The sequence below is a fragment of the Escherichia sp. E.sYA108 genome, from assembly GCF_011754335.1.
Taxonomy (GTDB): domain Bacteria; phylum Pseudomonadota; class Gammaproteobacteria; order Enterobacterales; family Enterobacteriaceae; genus Escherichia; species Escherichia coli.
Genome location: NZ_JAAQVZ010000001.1, coordinates 561,604 through 577,778, shown reverse-complemented (window position 1 = coordinate 577,778; position 16,175 = coordinate 561,604). Strand labels below are relative to the sequence as shown.

Below are 16,175 nucleotides of genomic sequence, written 5' to 3'. Positions count from 1 at the left end.
CCCGGAGCACGCCCCGGGGTTTTCGGTACAAATACAGTCATCTGATGCGGGAACTTATTTGTCGCCTAACTGCTCTGACATGGTGTTACCCGGGTTCGGCGTACGCGGTTCATCAACCGGACGAGGAGCCTTTGGACTACCATTGTCGCCAGAATTGTTAGAAGCGCCTGGTTCTTCCCAGCCCGCTGGCGGACGTACATCGCGACGTGCCATCAGGTCATCAATCTGCGGTGCGTCGATAGTCTCATATTTCATGAGAGCATCTTTCATCGCATGCAGAATATCCATATTGTCGGTCAGAAGCTGACGCGCACGATTATAGTTACGCTCAATCAGTGCTTTCACTTCCTGGTCGATGATACGTGCAGTTTCATCGGACATATGTTTCGCTTTCGCTACGCTACGGCCGAGGAACACTTCACCTTCTTCTTCCGCGTACAGCAGTGGACCCAATTTCTCAGAGAAGCCCCACTGAGTCACCATGTTACGTGCCAGGTTGGTCGCAACTTTAATATCGTTGGACGCACCGGTAGAAACATGTTCCGGCCCGTAGATGATCTCTTCCGCCAGACGACCACCGTACAGCGTAGAAATCTGGCTTTCCAGTTTCTGACGGCTGGCGCTGATTGCGTCGCCCTCAGGCAAGAAGAAAGTCACACCCAGCGCACGACCGCGTGGGATAATCGTCACTTTGTGCACCGGATCGTGTTCCGGCACCAGGCGACCGATAATTGCGTGACCCGCTTCGTGGTAAGCCGTCGATTCTTTCTGCGCTTCCGTCATCACCATGGAGCGACGTTCCGCACCCATCATGATTTTGTCTTTCGCTTTCTCGAACTCAACCATCGAAACAACGCGTTTGTTGCCACGAGCAGCGAACAGTGCCGCTTCGTTCACCAGGTTCGCCAGGTCAGCACCGGAGAAACCAGGAGTACCACGGGCAATGATTGCCGCGTCGATATCGGGTGCCAATGGTACGCGACGCATGTGAACTTTCAGGATCTGCTCACGACCGCGAACATCTGGCAAGCCAACCACAACCTGACGGTCGAAACGGCCAGGACGCAGCAGGGCTGGGTCGAGAACGTCCGGACGGTTAGTCGCAGCGATAACGATGATACCTTCGTTACCTTCAAAACCATCCATCTCAACCAGCATCTGGTTCAGAGTCTGTTCACGTTCATCGTGACCACCGCCCAAGCCTGCGCCGCGCTGGCGGCCTACGGCGTCGATTTCATCGATAAAGATGATGCACGGCGCCGCTTTCTTCGCCTGTTCGAACATGTCACGAACACGGGATGCACCCACACCGACGAACATTTCTACGAAGTCAGAACCGGAGATAGTAAAGAACGGAACTTTCGCTTCGCCTGCAATTGCTTTCGCCAGCAACGTTTTACCGGTACCCGGAGGACCTACCATCAGGACGCCTTTCGGGATCTTACCGCCGAGTTTCTGGAAGCGGCTCGGCTCGCGCAAATACTCAACCAGTTCAGCAACTTCTTCTTTTGCTTCGTCGCAGCCCGCAACGTCAGCAAAGGTGGTTTTGATCTGATCTTCCGTCAGCATGCGCGCTTTGCTCTTACCAAACGACATGGCACCTTTGCCACCGCCGCCCTGCATTTGACGCATGAAGAAGATCCAGACACCAATCAGCAACAGCATCGGGAACCAGGAGATGAAGATAGAGGCCAGCAGGCTTGGTTCTTCAGGCGGTTCACCGACAACCTTGACGTTCTTGGTCAACAGGTTATCCAGTAATTTCGGATCCTGAACCGGAATGTAAGTGGTATAACGGTTACTATCTTTCTTGGTAACGTTGATTTCACGTCCGTTGATACGCGCTTCACGAACCTGGTCGTTATTGACCTCTTGTAGGAAGGTAGAGTAATCCACCTTACGGCCATTAGACTCGCTGGGCCCAAAGCTCTGGAATACTGACATCAGCACAACGGCAATGACCAGCCAGAGTATTAGGTTTTTCGCCATGTCACTCAAGGGATTAACCTCTTATTACAACTGTGTTAAAAACAGCGTCAGGATACTCTATATCCAGCATCTTTCAAACTTTCGTCTGAAATCTCCCGGTTAGGGTTTACGCCCGGTCGCTACAATATACACTTCCCGCGAACGTGCACGAGAAGAGTCCGGCTTACGAACTTTGACCTTCGTAAACAGGGAGCGAATTTCCCTTAGATACTCATCGAAACCTTCGCCCTGGAACACCTTCACTACAAAACTGCCACCTGGCGCTAATACATCACGACACATTTCTAGCGCCAGTTCCACCAGATACATGGCACGGGGGATATCCACCGCCGGTGTTCCGCTCATGTTTGGTGCCATATCGGACATGACAACCTGGACTTTGCTGTCGCCAACGCGCTCCAGCAGTGCTTTCATCACCAGTTCATCACGAAAATCGCCCTGAAGAAAGTCCACACCAACGATAGGATCCATAGGTAAAAGATCGCAAGCGATGATGCGGCCTTTGCCGCCAATTTGGGTGACCACATATTGTGACCAACCACCCGGAGCTGCACCAAGGTCGACAACCGTCATTCCCGGTTTAAAGAGTTTGTCACTTTGCTGTATTTCATCAAGTTTAAACCAGGCACGGGAACGTAACCCCTTTTTCTGTGCCTGTTGAACATATTTATCGCTAAAGTGTTCCTGAAGCCAGCGGCTGGAGCTGGCAGAACGCTTCTTACCTGTCATTTAACTTTCCCATGGGGATAACTCATCGTAACCAATTGCGTAAATTTTTACGCGCCTATTTGGTGATATATGGGAGATGGCGGTAGAATGACCCGTTTTCAATCCCAACGTAAGCAAAAAATACGATGAATCTGAGTACTAAACAAAAACAGCACCTGAAAGGTCTGGCACATCCGCTCAAGCCAGTTGTTCTGCTTGGCAGTAATGGTTTGACCGAAGGGGTGCTGGCCGAGATTGAACAAGCGTTAGAGCACCATGAACTCATCAAGGTGAAAATCGCCACCGAAGATCGCGAAACTAAAACCTTGATCGTGGAAGCTATCGTGCGCGAAACCGGCGCCTGTAATGTACAGGTCATCGGTAAAACGCTGGTGCTTTATCGCCCAACTAAAGAACGTAAAATCTCGCTGCCACGCTAAGATTATCCTAAAGTTACACACATTCGCTGTGTAAAACGAGGGGTTTTCCGCAGGCAGGAGAGCAAAATGCCACGCTCTGTTCGTTGATAAAAGGCCGCATAGCGGCCTTTTTCCTTTCTTTACAATACATCAACATCTTGAGTATTGGGTAATTCTTACAGGTATTCCACCTTAATTACTTCAAATTCTACTTCGCCGCCCGGCGTTTTGATGACCACAACATCATCTTCTTCTTTGCCGATCAGGCCACGAGCAATAGGCGAGTTTACAGAAATCAGGTTTTGTTTAAAGTCAGCTTCGTCATCGCCAACGATGCGATAAGTCTGTTCTTCGTCAGAATCGAGATTCAGCACCGTTACGGTAGCACCAAAAATAACGCGCCCATTGTTGGGCATTTTGGTGACATCAATCACCTGCGCGTTCGACAGCTTGGCTTCGATGTCTTTGATACGGCCTTCGCAGAAACCCTGCTGTTCACGAGCTGCGTGGTATTCGGCGTTTTCTTTCAGGTCGCCATGCTCACGCGCTTCCGCGATAGCAGCAATGATTTCAGGACGGCGCACAGATTTCAGAAAATCCAGCTCTTCGCGTAATTTTTCAGCGCCGCGTAAGGTCATCGGAATAGCTTGCATTTGTTATACCTCTTGAATATTCCTGATGGGGCAAGTCTTCACCCACCCCGGCTGTTCGGCCTGCCCGGCATAACTCCTCACCGGGACCAGAAGCAAAAAAAATACCGACCCGGGTACAAGTCCCAGGTCAGCTACAATTCACATTTTGATAGTCATTTTACCCTGGAGTTCCCGAAGGGTCATCGTTTACTTTATAGGGCGTTGCGCCGTAGTATGACGGCTCGATTCCAGGTTGTTAGCGCGAGATTATGCGATTTTCCAGATTTATCATCGGATTGACCAGCTGTATAGCGTTCAGTGTTCAGGCCGCAAATGTTGATGAGTACATTACTCAACTCCCCGCAGGTGCCAACCTTGCCCTGATGGTGCAAAAAGTCGGCGCGTCGGCCCCCGCTATTGATTACCACAGTCAGCAGATGGCGCTACCCGCCAGTACGCAGAAAGTAATTACTGCGCTGGCGGCGTTGATTCAACTCGGCCCCGATTTTCGTTTTACCACGACGCTTGAAACCAAAGGCAATGTGGAAAACGGCATACTTAAGGGTGACTTAGTAGCGCGATTTGGTGCCGATCCGACGTTAAAACGTCAGGATATTCGCAATATGGTCACGACTTTGAAAAAATCTGGCGTCAACCAAATCGATGGCAATGTGTTGATAGATACCTCCATTTTCGCCAGCCACGATAAAGCCCCCGGCTGGCCATGGAATGACATGACACAATGCTTTAGCGCTCCGCCTGCCGCCGCCATAGTTGACCGCAACTGTTTCTCCGTCTCGCTCTACAGTGCCCCAAAACCTGGTGATATGGCTTTTATACGCGTGGCATCTTATTACCCCGTTACGATGTTCAGTCAGGTACGCACCCTCCCCCGTGGTTCTGCCGAAGCGCAATACTGCGAACTGGATGTCGTACTTGGTGACCTGAACCGCTTTACGCTAACGGGATGCCTGCCACAACGTTCTGAGCCGCTCCCGTTGGCTTTTGCCGTGCAGGATGGTGCCAGCTATGCCGGGGCAATTCTGAAAGATGAGTTAAAACAGGCGGGTATCACCTGGAGCGGAACGCTGCTGCGCCAGACTCAGGTTAACGAACCTGGAACGGTAGTTGCCAGTAAACAGTCGGCCCCGCTGCACGATCTGCTTAAGATTATGCTGAAAAAGTCGGACAACATGATTGCCGATACGGTTTTCCGCATGATCGGCCATGCGCGCTTCAATGTGCCTGGAACATGGCGGGCCGGATCGGACTCCGTGCGTCAGATCCTGCGCCAGCAAGCCGGTGTCGATATCGGAAACACCATTATTGCCGATGGTTCAGGGCTTTCGCGGCATAACCTGATTGCCCCCGCCACCATGATGCAGGTGCTGCAATATATTGCCCAACACGACAATGAACTTAACTTTATCTCCATGCTGCCGCTGGCGGGCTATGACGGCTCTTTGCAGTACCGTGCAGGTCTGCATCAGGCGGGCGTGGATGGAAAAGTCTCAGCGAAAACCGGTTCGTTGCAGGGGGTATATAACCTGGCGGGATTCATTACCACAGCGAGCGGGCAACGAATGGCGTTTGTGCAATATCTTTCTGGCTATGCAGTAGAACCGGCGGATCAGCGTAATCGCCGTATTCCGTTAGTGCGTTTTGAAAGCCGTTTGTATAAAGATATTTATCAGAATAATTAGCCTAAAGAGAAACCCCGGCACATGGCCGGGGTTTTGCTGATTAACGCTTGTAAATGAACTCAACGCCTTCTTCGTCGTCTTCGTCCCAGTCGTCATCCCAGTCCTCATCATCCTCTTCAGCAATCTCTTCAAGCTGCTGACGGTGATAATCATCCCACATGAATTCGACTTTCTCTGGCTGTTTCGCTTCTTCAGCCTGCACGACCGGGTTTTCAATGATAAAGGTCATCACATCCCAGCAGAGATCTTTCACGCCCAGTCCGCTCGCCGCAGAGATCAGATAATATTTATCTTCCCAGCCCAGCGCTTCAGCGATCGCTTTCGCTTTCTCTTCGGCTTCTACCTTATCCAGCAGATCGATCTTGTTGAAGACTAACCAACGCGGTTTCGCCGCCAGATCCTGGCTGTATTTTTCCAGCTCACTGATAATAATACGCGCGTTTTCAACCGGATCGGTGCCGTCAATCGGATCGATATCGATGAGGTGCAACAGGACGCGGCAACGTTCCAGGTGCTTCAGGAAGCGAATGCCCAGACCTGCGCCTTCTGCAGCGCCTTCAATCAGTCCTGGAATATCGGCAACAACGAAGCTCTTTTCGTTGTCCATACGCACCACGCCCAGGCTTGGTACCAGAGTGGTAAACGGATAATCCGCCACTTTCGGTTTAGCCGCCGATACCGCACGAATAAAGGTCGATTTACCCGCGTTTGGCATCCCCAACATACCGACGTCAGCCAGCAGCATCAGCTCCAGCAGCAGCTCACGCTTATCGCCCGGCGTACCGTTAGTTTTCTGCCGTGGTGTACGGTTAACTGACGACTTGAAACGGGTATTGCCCAGACCGTGCCAGCCGCCCTTAGCAACCAGCAGACGCTGACCGTGTTTGGTCATATCGCCCATGGTTTCACCGGTACCCTGGTCGATTACACGCGTACCTACCGGTACTTTAATCGTGACGTCTTTACCGCGCTTACCGGTACAGTCTCGGCTTGCACCGTTCTGACCGCGCTCTGCACGGAAAGATTTTTCAAAACGATAATCGATAAGCGTGTTCAGGTTCTCGTCGGCTTCCATCCATACGTCACCACCATCACCGCCGTCGCCGCCATCCGGGCCGCCTTTCGGAATATACTTTTCGCGGCGGAAGCTCACGCAACCATTACCGCCATCACCTGCAACGACCAGAATCGATGCTTCATCAACAAACTTCATTTTATTCTCCGTAAATCATTCGCCTGCGCGGGGTTGCGATACCACCGTTGTATGCTTACGTAATCCGCCCCAAATACGATGACCAATGGCGGAATACATCGCGCCCGCAACCACGACAAACGCACCGAGATAACCTAAAAGGTTTAACATCGGTCTGGCGAAGAAATCGGGCCAGGCCAGTGATAAAAGATCTGAAAAAAACAGCGTAAACAGTGGGGTGAGCGTGATGATCGCGCTCACCTGCGCTGCCTGCCAGCGAGCCATCGCTTCCGCCAGGGCGCCATATCCTACCAATGTATTCAGTCCGCAAAAAATTAAACATGCGAGCTGCCAGTGGCTAAGCTGCGCTATCACTCCAGGATTTGCCAGAGGGAAGAGCGCAATTGTACATAAAGTGTACAGTAAAAACAGGATCTGCGGTGAAGCCAGCCGACGCAATAAAACCTTTTGCGCCACGCCATAACTCACCCAAACCGTCGCCGCACCGACCCCAAAGATAACTCCCCAGGTGTAATCGGTGAGCTTTGTAAATATCTCGACCAGACTGGTGTTAAAAAACATCACCAGGCCGCTCAGGAGCATCAATGCCCCTACAACCTGAGTACTGCGCATTTTCTCTTTCAGGATAAATACGCTGGCAACCATCATGCCAACTGGCGAGAGTTGCCCAATCACCTGCGAAGCGGTCGGACTCAGGTATTGCAAGGATGAGCTGAACAGGATGAAGTTCCCAAACAGCCCGGCGGTCGCCACTGCTAACAAAATCAACCAGCGTGGCTTACGAAACACGCGTAATGGCGGCAACCGCTTCTTCACCGCAAGAATGGCACCAAGGCCAATACTCGCCATCAAGAAACGGTAAAACACGATTGTCGGAGGTTCCATCACCTCCAGCACCTGCTTCATTGCGATTGGCAACGCCCCCCAGCAAATTGCTGTGGTGAGCGCCAAAAGAATGCCAATGCCTGCCTGCTGCTTCATACCGTATTCCCTGCAAAGCGCATATGCGGATTAACGTCGCACCATGCGCATTTTTACCGGTTATCGAATGTAAAAAGCCCCGCAACGTGTTGCGGGGCTTTCATCCGTTACCGGGACGCGAAAAACTTATTCAGCTTCGATGCTGATAAATTTACGGTTTTTCGGGCCTTTAACTTCGAATTTCACTTTACCGTCTGCTTTAGCAAACAGAGTGTGGTCACGACCGCAACCTACGTTAGCGCCAGCGTGGAATTTGGTACCACGTTGACGAACGATGATGCTACCCGCCAGAACGGATTCGCCACCGAAACGCTTAACGCCCAAGCGTTTAGCTTCTGAATCGCGACCGTTACGTGTGGAGCCGCCAGCCTTTTTATGTGCCATTTGAAATCTCTCCTCAGGTCTTAGGCGCTGATGCCAGTAATTTTCACATCAGTGAACCACTGACGATGGCCCTGCTGCTTACGATAGTGTTTACGACGACGAAACTTAACGATTTTAACTTTCTCGCCACGACCGTGAGCAACAACTTCAGCTTTGATTACGCCGCCATCAACGAAAGGAACGCCGATTTTGACTTCTTCACCGTTTGCGATCATCAGCACTTCAGCGAACTCAACAGTTTCGCCAGTTGCGATGTCCAGCTTTTCCAGGCGAACGGTCTGACCTTCGCTTACTCGGTGTTGTTTACCACCACTTTGGAAAACCGCGTACATATAAAACTCCGCTTCCGCGCACACCTTTTCAATGATTCAGAGTGCGCTATAAATATTCACAATAGGGCGCGAATATTACGCAAAACGCACGCCTTTGACAAGTGCTACAGTCAATACACGAAGAAAAAAAACACAACTTGTACGGTAACGTTTATCTGTGCCATTTTTTCAGTACAATCACCCTATATTCCTAACCATAAACCCTAAGTTGCCTTTGTTCACAGTAAGGTAATCGGGGCGAAAAGCCCGGCTTTTGCGATGAATTTAGAAAAAATCAATGAGTTAACCGCGCAAGATATGGCGGGTGTTAATGCGGCAATCCTTGAGCAGCTTAATTCCGACGTCCAACTGATCAATCAGTTAGGCTATTACATCGTCAGCGGCGGCGGTAAACGTATTCGTCCGATGATTGCTGTACTGGCTGCACGAGCTGTTGGCTATGAGGGAAATGCGCATGTCACCATTGCTGCCCTGATCGAGTTTATCCACACGGCGACTCTGCTACACGACGATGTTGTGGATGAATCAGATATGCGCAGGGGTAAAGCTACCGCCAACGCCGCATTTGGCAATGCCGCCAGCGTGCTGGTAGGCGATTTTATTTATACCCGCGCGTTCCAGATGATGACCAGCCTCGGTTCACTCAAAGTGCTGGAAGTCATGTCAGAAGCCGTAAACGTCATCGCAGAAGGTGAAGTTCTGCAACTGATGAACGTTAACGATCCGGACATCACTGAAGAAAACTACATGCGCGTTATCTACAGCAAGACTGCGCGTCTGTTTGAGGCTGCCGCGCAGTGTTCCGGGATTCTGGCTGGCTGTACGCCGGAGGAGGAGAAAGGCCTACAAGATTATGGGCGCTATCTCGGCACTGCTTTCCAGTTGATCGACGATTTACTCGATTACAATGCCGATGGCGAACAGTTAGGTAAAAACGTCGGCGACGATCTGAACGAAGGTAAACCGACGCTGCCGCTGCTGCATGCGATGCATCATGGCACACCAGAACAGGCACAGATGATTCGTACCGCCATCGAACAGGGTAACGGTCGCCATCTTCTGGAACCGGTTCTGGAAGCAATGAACGCTTGTGGATCTCTTGAATGGACGCGTCAGCGTGCCGAGGAAGAAGCAGACAAAGCCATCGCAGCGTTACAGGTGCTCCCGGACACCCCGTGGAGAGAAGCACTCGTCGGCCTCGCGCACATCGCTGTTCAACGCGATCGTTAATCCCCTCCCCTCATCCCGCGCAGTGCGCGGGATGATTCCAGTAAATTCCATAAAATACTTATTCAGCTCTATAACTCCTGAAAAACTGGGCTGTGTATCTTTATATATTCTGAATATTCACACTCTTTACAGGAACTTTTTAGAGCAATAGGCCATCAGGAGTATAGTGATGCTCGACAGAAACAGAAGAAGTGTTCTGAATGAAAGCGACTAACTTAAGGAGTGAGGAAAGATGGAAAGTAATTTCATTGACTGGCATCCCGCTGACATCATTGCAGGTTTGCGCAAGAAGGGAACGTCAATGGCGGCGGAGTCTCGCAGAAATGGTTTGAGTTCCTCAACGCTGGCGAACGCATTATCACGCCCATGGCCGAAAGGAGAGATGATTATTGCGAAAGCCCTGGGAACTGACCCCTGGGTTATCTGGCCATCACGCTACCATGATCCGCAGACCCATGAGTTTATCGACAGAACGCAATTGATGCGTAGCTACACTAAACCGAAAAAATGAGTGGTCTGGCGGTAGCCCCGCGAACGGGGCTGCCAGCTCTCAGACAATTACTCGCCTTTCACACGCTCAATATTTGCACCTAAAGCGCGTAGTTTGTCTTCAATGCGTTCGTAGCCACGATCGATGTGATAAATACGATCAACCACCGTCGTCCCTTCCGCAATACAGCCAGCCAGCACCAGGCTTGCTGATGCACGCAGATCGGTTGCCATAACCTGTGCGCCAGAAAGTTTTTCAACACCGTGACAAATAACGGTATTGCTTTCGATTTCGGCGTGCGCGCCCATACGGCTCAGCTCTGGCACATGCATAAAGCGGTTTTCAAAGACCGTTTCGGTGATGAATCCGGTCCCTTCTGCCACCAGGTTCAACAGCGTGAACTGGGCCTGCATATCGGTAGGGAATGCCGGATGCGGCGCGGTACGTACGTTAACAGCCTTCGGACGTTTGCCATGCATATCCAGGCTAATCCAGTCCTCGCCGACTTCGATGTCCGCTCCAGCGTCACGCAGTTTCGCCAGCACGGCGTCCAGAGTATCTGGCTGCGCGTTACGGCAGATAATTTTGCCGCGAGAGATCGCCGCCGCCACCAGGAAAGTACCGGTTTCGATACGATCCGGCAGCACGCGATAGACACCGCCGCCTAAACGTTCCACACCTTCGATGACGATACGATCGGTGCCCTGACCGCTAATTTTCGCACCCAGCGTAATCAGGAAGTTCGCGGTATCGACGATTTCCGGTTCACGCGCTGCGTTTTCAATAATCGTGGTGCCTTCCGCAAGGGTTGCAGCACACATGATGGTCACCGTTGCGCCAACGCTGACTTTATCCATCACGATATGTGCGCCTTTCAAACGACCATCGACGGAAGCTTTAACGTAACCTTCTTCCAGTTTGATGGTCGCGCCTAATTGTTCGAGGCCAGAAATGTGTAGATCAACCGGACGTGCGCCGATCGTACAACCGCCAGGCAGTGAAACTTGCCCCTGACCAAAGCGCGCTACCAGCGGCCCCAGCGCCCAGATAGAAGCACGCATGGTTTTAACCAGATCGTAAGGTGCGCAGAATACATTAACGTCGCGGGCATCAATATGCACAGAACCATTACGTTCTACTTTCGCACCCAGCTGGCTTAGCAGCTTCATTGATGTATCGACGTCTTTTAGTTTCGGGACGTTCTGGATCTCTACCGGTTCTTCCGCCAGTAGTGCGGCAAAAAGGATAGGCAGAGCAGCATTTTTAGCGCCGGAAATTGTGACTTCGCCCTGGAGCTTCGTTGGCCCCTGAACACGAAATTTATCCATTTAGTTTGTTCTCAGTTAACAATTCATATCCGCTACCGGCGAATCGCCCATAGCTCAAAAGCCGTTCAGTTTGCGATCGCGCGCCCACTCCGCAGGGGTATACGCTTTGATCGACACAGCATGAATGCGGTTATCCGCAATATATTCCATCAGCGGGCCATAGACCGTCTGCTGTTTTTTAACCCGACTCATGCCGTCAAACAACTCACCCACGGCAATAACCTGAAAGTGGCTGCCATCGCCGGAAACGTGGACTTCCTGGAGGGAGAGAGCGTTCATCAACACGCTCTGAATTTCATTATTTTCCATGGGATCTTCAATCATCAGTTAATAAATCAGCGAAACATCTTAGAGCAAAGTTGCGCTGGCATAAATAAGCAAAAAGCCTCGCTGATAAATCAGACAAGGCTCGACTTGCAGGCAGGTTTGCCGGACAGGCGGTTAACGCCATATCCGGCCTGAAAAAATTTAACGAGGCAGAACATCAGCAGGCAAATTATACAATTTCGCCAGGGTATACACTTTGTCGTTTACCCCCTGAAGCGTCACATTGTTGCCCTGCTTTTTCGCCAGATCGATAAGATGGAGCAGCAGTGCCAGTCCACCCGTATCCACGCGAGACACACGGCTAAGATCGATGCTGGTAATCCCCTTCACCGCTTCCTCACGTATTTCCCAAAGCGGTAGCAGAACGTCCTGATCCAGCTCTCCGGATAACGCCAGCGTGTCACCCGTCTGCATCCAGCTCAGTGACTCGCTCATTATTTTTTCTCTTCCAGAGTGATTTTCTGTTGAGAAATCGATTTCAGTTGCGCAGTCAGGCCGTCGATACCTTTGGTACGCAGCAGCGTTCCCCACTCGTTTTGTTTGGTGGTGATCATACTGACGCCTTCAGCAATCATGTCGTAAGCCTGCCAGTTGCCCGTCTGGGAGTTTTTACGCCACTGGAAGTCCAGACGCACCGGCGGACGGCCATTCGGGTCAATAATGGTAACGCGAATCGGCACAATGGTTTTATCACCCAGCGGCTGTTCTGGCGCAATCTGATAGGTTTGACCGTGATACATCGCCAGCGCCTGACCGTAAGCCTGCTTCAGGTACTCACGGAAAGCGGCAAAGTAAGCATCACGTTGAGCTGGGGTCGCACTCTTGTAATACTGGCCCAGCACCAGCGCACCGGCGTATTTCACCTGTACGTATGGCAACAGTTCCTGATCAACAATGGTACGCAGATAATCCGGGTTAGCCTGAATTTGCGGTTGCTCATTCTTCAGGCGATCGAACGTTTTCTGCGCCGCCTCGTCCATCAGCTTATACGGATTGGTCTGGTCTGCCGCGGTTGCCGCACTCAGCGGTGCAATCACCAGCAAAGCGACCATCATTAAACGTTTAAACATGCGTCGGTTCTCCTGAAATTATTTCGTTGTACCCACAGGTTCAGTGGTTTCATTATTACCTGGCGCAGCAGCTGGCGCATCGCCACTATTCTTATTGTCATCGTCTTTACTACCGTAAAGGAACTGACCAATGAGATCTTCCAGCACCATCGCAGACTTGGTGTCCTGAATTGTATCGCCATCCTTCAGGATAGCAGTCCCCAGTTCCGGGTCTTCAAAACCGACGTTTAATGCCAGATATTGTTCCCCCAGCAGGCCGGAAGTACGAATGCTCAGCGAACTGGTATCAGGAATGTGGTTATAACGTTGTTCAATTTCCAGCGTTACGCGCGGCAGATAGGTTTTCGGGTCCAGCGTAATATCCGCCACCCGGCCCACAACAACGCCACCAATGCTGACCGGAGAGCGGGCTTTCAGGCCGCCAATGTTATCGAACGTCGCATAAAGCGTATAGGTCGGTTCAGTACGTATAGACGTCACGTTCGCTGCCTTCAGGCAAACAAACAGCGCCGCAAGCAGTGCTGCTAATAAAAAGATACCCACCCAAATTTCATTTTTTTTCGTTTGCATGAACTCAATTCCCAAACATCAATGCGGTCAGCACAAAATCCAGCCCCAGAACAGCCAGAGACGAGTGGACAACGGTGCGAGTGGTTGCCCGGCTAATCCCGGCAGACGTCGGGATGGCGTCGTAGCCGTTAAACAACGAAATCCACGTCACCGTGATAGCGAACACCACGCTCTTAATCAGACAGTTGACGAGATCCATACGCCAGTCGACGGCATTTTGCATTGCCGACCAGAAGAACCCACTATCAATGCCTTTCCAACTGACGCCGACCAGCGATCCGCCCCAGATCCCCACGGCGACGAAGATAACCGTCAACAGTGGTAATGAAATAACTCCAGCCCAGAAACGGGGAGAAATAACCCGACGCAGCGGATCCACCGCCATCATCTCCATACTGGAGAGTTGCTCTGTAGCGCGCATCAGGCCGATTTCTGCGGTTAGCGCCGAACCAGCACGCCCGGCAAACAACAACGCGGCAACCACCGGCCCCAGTTCACGCAGTAGCGATAACGCCACCAGCATACCCAGACTGGTTTCCGCACTATAAGTGGTCAGAACCAGATAACCTTGCAGCCCCAACACCATTCCGATGAACACGCCAGAAACCACAATAATCAGCATCGACAGGACGCCGACATTATAGAGCTGGCGCACCAGCAGCGGTGCATGTTTGCGAAATTCCGGTTTGCCGACCAGCGCATTGAATAACATTAACCCGGCCCGCCCGAACGTTCTCAGGGTTTTAATCCCTTTATGTCCGAGCGACGCCAGCGCATTTAACAGCATGAGTGGCTTAACTCCCTGGTAAAAGATCAGCGTGATAATCGCCGGCAGGATAGCGGAACGGAACAGGCCCGTCAGCTATCCCGTCCAGAAACTGACGTACGCGCGGATCAGGATTCGCCTGCAACGCCTGGGCACTGCCATGAGCGACAATTTTTTTGTCCGCCAGGATCCAGGCGTGATCCGCAATACTTAACACTTCCGGCACATCGTGAGAAACCACCACACAAGTCACGCCCAGCGCGCTGTTCAGCTCAGAAATCAGCTTCACCAGCACGCCCATGGTAATGGGATCTTGCCCAACAAAGGGCTCATCAAACATGATGAGATCCGGCTCCAGCGCAATCGCACGTGCCAGCGCTGCACGCCGCGCCATCCCACCGGAAAGTTCAGAAGGCATAAGTTTAGCCGCTCCACGCAGCCCCACGGCCTCCAGCTTCATCATCACCGTACTATGCAACAATGGTGCGGGAAGTTGGGTATGTTCCCGCAGTGGATAGGCGACGTTGTCAAATACGTTCATATCAGTGAACAACGCCCCGGACTGAAATAACATGCTCATCCGTTTGCGCACTGTATACAGGCGCGAACGAGACATCGCCGGAATATTCTCACCATCGAAAAGGATCTCACCATGATCTGGTGCGATTTGCCCGCCAATCAGACGGAGTAGCGTCGTTTTACCGATGCCCGATGGCCCCATGATCGCCGTGATCTTCCCTCGCGGCACGGTCAGGGAAATATTATCGAAGATGCAGCGATTGCCACGCGTAAAACTGACATCGCGCATATCGACTAAATTCGCCACAGACTGCTCCATAATTCACCCTTCGTCTTGCGTTGATTTTCTAAGCATGGCGCTCAATTTAACCTTGAACCCAACATATTTACAGAATATTACCTGCCGTGGTTAGCGAAAGCTGGCATTTGTTTTACTTTTTAGCCGCATAAAGTCAAAATTAAGAATCTGTTACGGCTTTCTGAAAATCTTCAGCGGACCGGCGAGTATACCTGAAGAAAGGACGTTAGATGCTTTTAGCTACGGCACTGTTAATTGTTGGTTTACTTTTGGTCGTTTACAGTGCCGACCGCCTGGTTTTTGCCGCGTCTATTCTTTGCCGAACCTTTGGCATCCCGCCGCTGATCATCGGCATGACGGTGGTCAGTATTGGTACATCGTTACCAGAAATCATCGTCTCGCTTGCCGCGTCTTTGCACGAACAACGCGATTTAGCCGTTGGTACAGCCCTCGGCTCAAACATTATCAATATATTGCTGATCCTCGGTCTGGCTGCGCTGGTTCGTCCTTTTACCGTCCATTCTGATGTTCTACGCCGTGAATTACCCTTAATGTTGTTGGTCAGCGTGGTGGCCGGTTCCGTACTCTATGACGGACAACTTAGTCGCAGCGATGGTATCTTTCTCCTCTTTCTGGCTGTGCTATGGCTGCTGTTCATTGTTAAACTTGCACGTCAGGCTGAACGTCAGGGGACTGACAGCCTGACCAGAGAGCAGCTTGCAGAGCTGCCGCGTGAAGGTGGATTGCCCGTCGCATTTTTATGGCTCGGCATCGCACTGATCATTATGCCAGTGGCCACGCGGATGGTAGTTGATAACGCCACGGTGCTGGCGAATTACTTTGCCATTAGCGAGTTGACGATGGGTCTGACGGCAATTGCTATCGGAACCAGCCTGCCGGAACTGGCAACCGCAATAGCGGGGGTTCGCAAAGGTGAAAACGACATTGCGGTCGGAAATATCATTGGCGCAAACATTTTTAATATTGTCATCGTGTTGGGTTTACCCGCGCTGATAACGCCAGGAGAGATTGATCCACTGGCGTACAGTCGTGACTACAGCGTGATGTTGCTGGTGAGCATTATTTTTGCGTTGCTGTGCTGGCGGCGCTCCCCGCAACCGGGCCGTGGTGTAGGGGTATTATTAACTGGCGGATTTATCGTATGGCTGGCGATGTTGTACTGGTTATCGCCAATACTCGTTGAATAACTGGAAAC

19 protein-coding genes are annotated in these 16,175 nt (G+C 51.5%); 5 read left to right on the top strand and 14 right to left on the bottom strand.

Features of this window, described 5'->3' with window-relative positions:
• Positions 1 to 54: 54 nt before the first annotated feature.
• Together ftsH and rlmE are read right to left on the bottom strand one after the other, a co-directional pair.
• Positions 55 to 1,989, bottom strand: coding sequence for an ATP-dependent zinc metalloprotease FtsH (gene ftsH / locus HBM92_RS02790; RefSeq protein ID WP_001107467.1), 1,935 nt, complete (start codon positions 1,987 to 1,989; stop codon positions 55 to 57).
• A 99-nt stretch (positions 1,990 to 2,088) separates the two neighbouring features.
• A complete protein-coding gene (gene rlmE, locus HBM92_RS02785; RefSeq protein WP_000145975.1) occupies positions 2,089 to 2,718 on the bottom strand; it encodes a 23S rRNA (uridine(2552)-2'-O)-methyltransferase RlmE in 630 nt (209 codons plus the stop codon).
• 125 nt (positions 2,719 to 2,843) lie between these two features.
• On the opposite strand from rlmE, the gene yhbY reads away from it, so the two are divergent.
• The gene (gene yhbY, locus HBM92_RS02780) at positions 2,844 to 3,137 is read left to right on the top strand and encodes a ribosome assembly RNA-binding protein YhbY (protein WP_001054420.1); all 294 of its coding nucleotides are present in this window, start codon (positions 2,844 to 2,846) and stop codon (positions 3,135 to 3,137) included.
• Positions 3,138 to 3,292: 155 nt separating this feature from the next.
• Here yhbY and greA read toward each other — a convergent pair whose 3' ends face one another.
• Positions 3,293 to 3,769 (bottom strand): transcription elongation factor GreA, encoded by a 477-nt coding sequence (gene greA / locus HBM92_RS02775; protein WP_001148001.1) that lies wholly within the window; start codon positions 3,767 to 3,769, stop codon positions 3,293 to 3,295.
• Between the two features lie 248 nt (positions 3,770 to 4,017).
• Here greA and dacB point away from each other — a divergent pair, with 248 nt between their 5' ends.
• The gene (gene dacB, locus HBM92_RS02770; RefSeq protein WP_001212614.1) at positions 4,018 to 5,451 is read left to right on the top strand and encodes a serine-type D-Ala-D-Ala carboxypeptidase; all 1,434 of its coding nucleotides are present in this window, start codon (positions 4,018 to 4,020) and stop codon (positions 5,449 to 5,451) included.
• A gap of 40 nt (positions 5,452 to 5,491) precedes the next feature.
• Here dacB and cgtA read toward each other — a convergent pair whose 3' ends face one another.
• The 4 genes from cgtA to rplU all read right to left on the bottom strand — a co-directional run bounded on the left by cgtA (position 5,492) and on the right by rplU (position 8,361).
• Positions 5,492 to 6,664 carry an Obg family GTPase CgtA gene (gene cgtA, locus HBM92_RS02765; RefSeq protein WP_000673572.1) on the bottom strand — a complete coding sequence of 391 codons (1,173 nt, stop codon included), beginning with the start codon at positions 6,662 to 6,664 and terminating at the stop codon, positions 5,492 to 5,494.
• 15 nt (positions 6,665 to 6,679) lie between these two features.
• Positions 6,680 to 7,645, bottom strand: a complete 966-nt coding sequence (locus tag HBM92_RS02760) for a DMT family transporter (protein ID WP_000813040.1) — start codon at positions 7,643 to 7,645, stop codon at positions 6,680 to 6,682.
• Positions 7,646 to 7,771: 126 nt separating this feature from the next.
• A complete protein-coding gene (gene rpmA / locus HBM92_RS02755) occupies positions 7,772 to 8,029 on the bottom strand; it encodes a 50S ribosomal protein L27 (RefSeq protein ID WP_000940595.1) in 258 nt (85 codons plus the stop codon).
• A 20-nt stretch (positions 8,030 to 8,049) separates the two neighbouring features.
• Complete coding sequence (rplU, locus tag HBM92_RS02750) at positions 8,050 to 8,361, bottom strand: 50S ribosomal protein L21 (protein WP_000271401.1); 312 nt, start codon at positions 8,359 to 8,361, stop codon at positions 8,050 to 8,052.
• A gap of 258 nt (positions 8,362 to 8,619) precedes the next feature.
• Between rplU and ispB the strand changes: the two genes are divergently transcribed.
• Both ispB and sfsB read left to right on the top strand, forming a co-directional pair.
• Positions 8,620 to 9,591 carry an octaprenyl diphosphate synthase gene (ispB, locus tag HBM92_RS02745; protein ID WP_001047338.1) on the top strand — a complete coding sequence of 324 codons (972 nt, stop codon included), beginning with the start codon at positions 8,620 to 8,622 and terminating at the stop codon, positions 9,589 to 9,591.
• A 232-nt stretch (positions 9,592 to 9,823) separates the two neighbouring features.
• Complete coding sequence (gene sfsB, locus HBM92_RS02740; RefSeq protein ID WP_000445413.1) at positions 9,824 to 10,102, top strand: DNA-binding transcriptional regulator SfsB; 279 nt, start codon at positions 9,824 to 9,826, stop codon at positions 10,100 to 10,102.
• 47 nt (positions 10,103 to 10,149) lie between these two features.
• Here the strand turns inward: sfsB and murA are convergent, their stop codons facing one another.
• The 7 genes from murA to mlaF form a co-directional block, all read right to left on the bottom strand.
• A complete protein-coding gene (gene murA / locus HBM92_RS02735) occupies positions 10,150 to 11,409 on the bottom strand; it encodes a UDP-N-acetylglucosamine 1-carboxyvinyltransferase (protein WP_000357259.1) in 1,260 nt (419 codons plus the stop codon).
• A 54-nt stretch (positions 11,410 to 11,463) separates the two neighbouring features.
• A complete protein-coding gene (ibaG, locus tag HBM92_RS02730; RefSeq protein WP_000429656.1) occupies positions 11,464 to 11,718 on the bottom strand; it encodes a BolA family iron metabolism protein IbaG in 255 nt (84 codons plus the stop codon).
• A gap of 159 nt (positions 11,719 to 11,877) precedes the next feature.
• The gene (gene mlaB, locus HBM92_RS02725) at positions 11,878 to 12,171 is read right to left on the bottom strand and encodes a lipid asymmetry maintenance protein MlaB (protein ID WP_000004487.1); all 294 of its coding nucleotides are present in this window, start codon (positions 12,169 to 12,171) and stop codon (positions 11,878 to 11,880) included.
• Complete coding sequence (gene mlaC, locus HBM92_RS02720; protein ID WP_000476478.1) at positions 12,171 to 12,806, bottom strand: phospholipid-binding protein MlaC; 636 nt, start codon at positions 12,804 to 12,806, stop codon at positions 12,171 to 12,173. Before mlaC ends, mlaB begins: the two co-directional genes overlap by 1 nt.
• 18 nt (positions 12,807 to 12,824) lie before the next feature.
• On the bottom strand, positions 12,825 to 13,376 hold the full coding sequence (gene mlaD, locus HBM92_RS02715; protein WP_001305134.1) for an outer membrane lipid asymmetry maintenance protein MlaD: 552 nt from the start codon (positions 13,374 to 13,376) through the stop codon (positions 12,825 to 12,827).
• A gap of 4 nt (positions 13,377 to 13,380) precedes the next feature.
• Positions 13,381 to 14,163: a lipid asymmetry maintenance ABC transporter permease subunit MlaE gene (gene mlaE, locus HBM92_RS02710; RefSeq protein WP_000925795.1), complete on the bottom strand. Its 783-nt coding sequence runs from the start codon at positions 14,161 to 14,163 to the stop codon at positions 13,381 to 13,383.
• A gap of 7 nt (positions 14,164 to 14,170) precedes the next feature.
• Complete coding sequence (mlaF, locus tag HBM92_RS02705) at positions 14,171 to 14,980, bottom strand: phospholipid ABC transporter ATP-binding protein MlaF (RefSeq protein ID WP_000438245.1); 810 nt, start codon at positions 14,978 to 14,980, stop codon at positions 14,171 to 14,173.
• 209 nt (positions 14,981 to 15,189) lie between these two features.
• Between mlaF and HBM92_RS02700 the strand changes: the two genes are divergently transcribed.
• Positions 15,190 to 16,167, top strand: coding sequence for a calcium/sodium antiporter (locus HBM92_RS02700; RefSeq protein WP_000922880.1), 978 nt, complete (start codon positions 15,190 to 15,192; stop codon positions 16,165 to 16,167).
• The last annotated feature ends 8 nt before the right edge of the window (positions 16,168 to 16,175 follow it).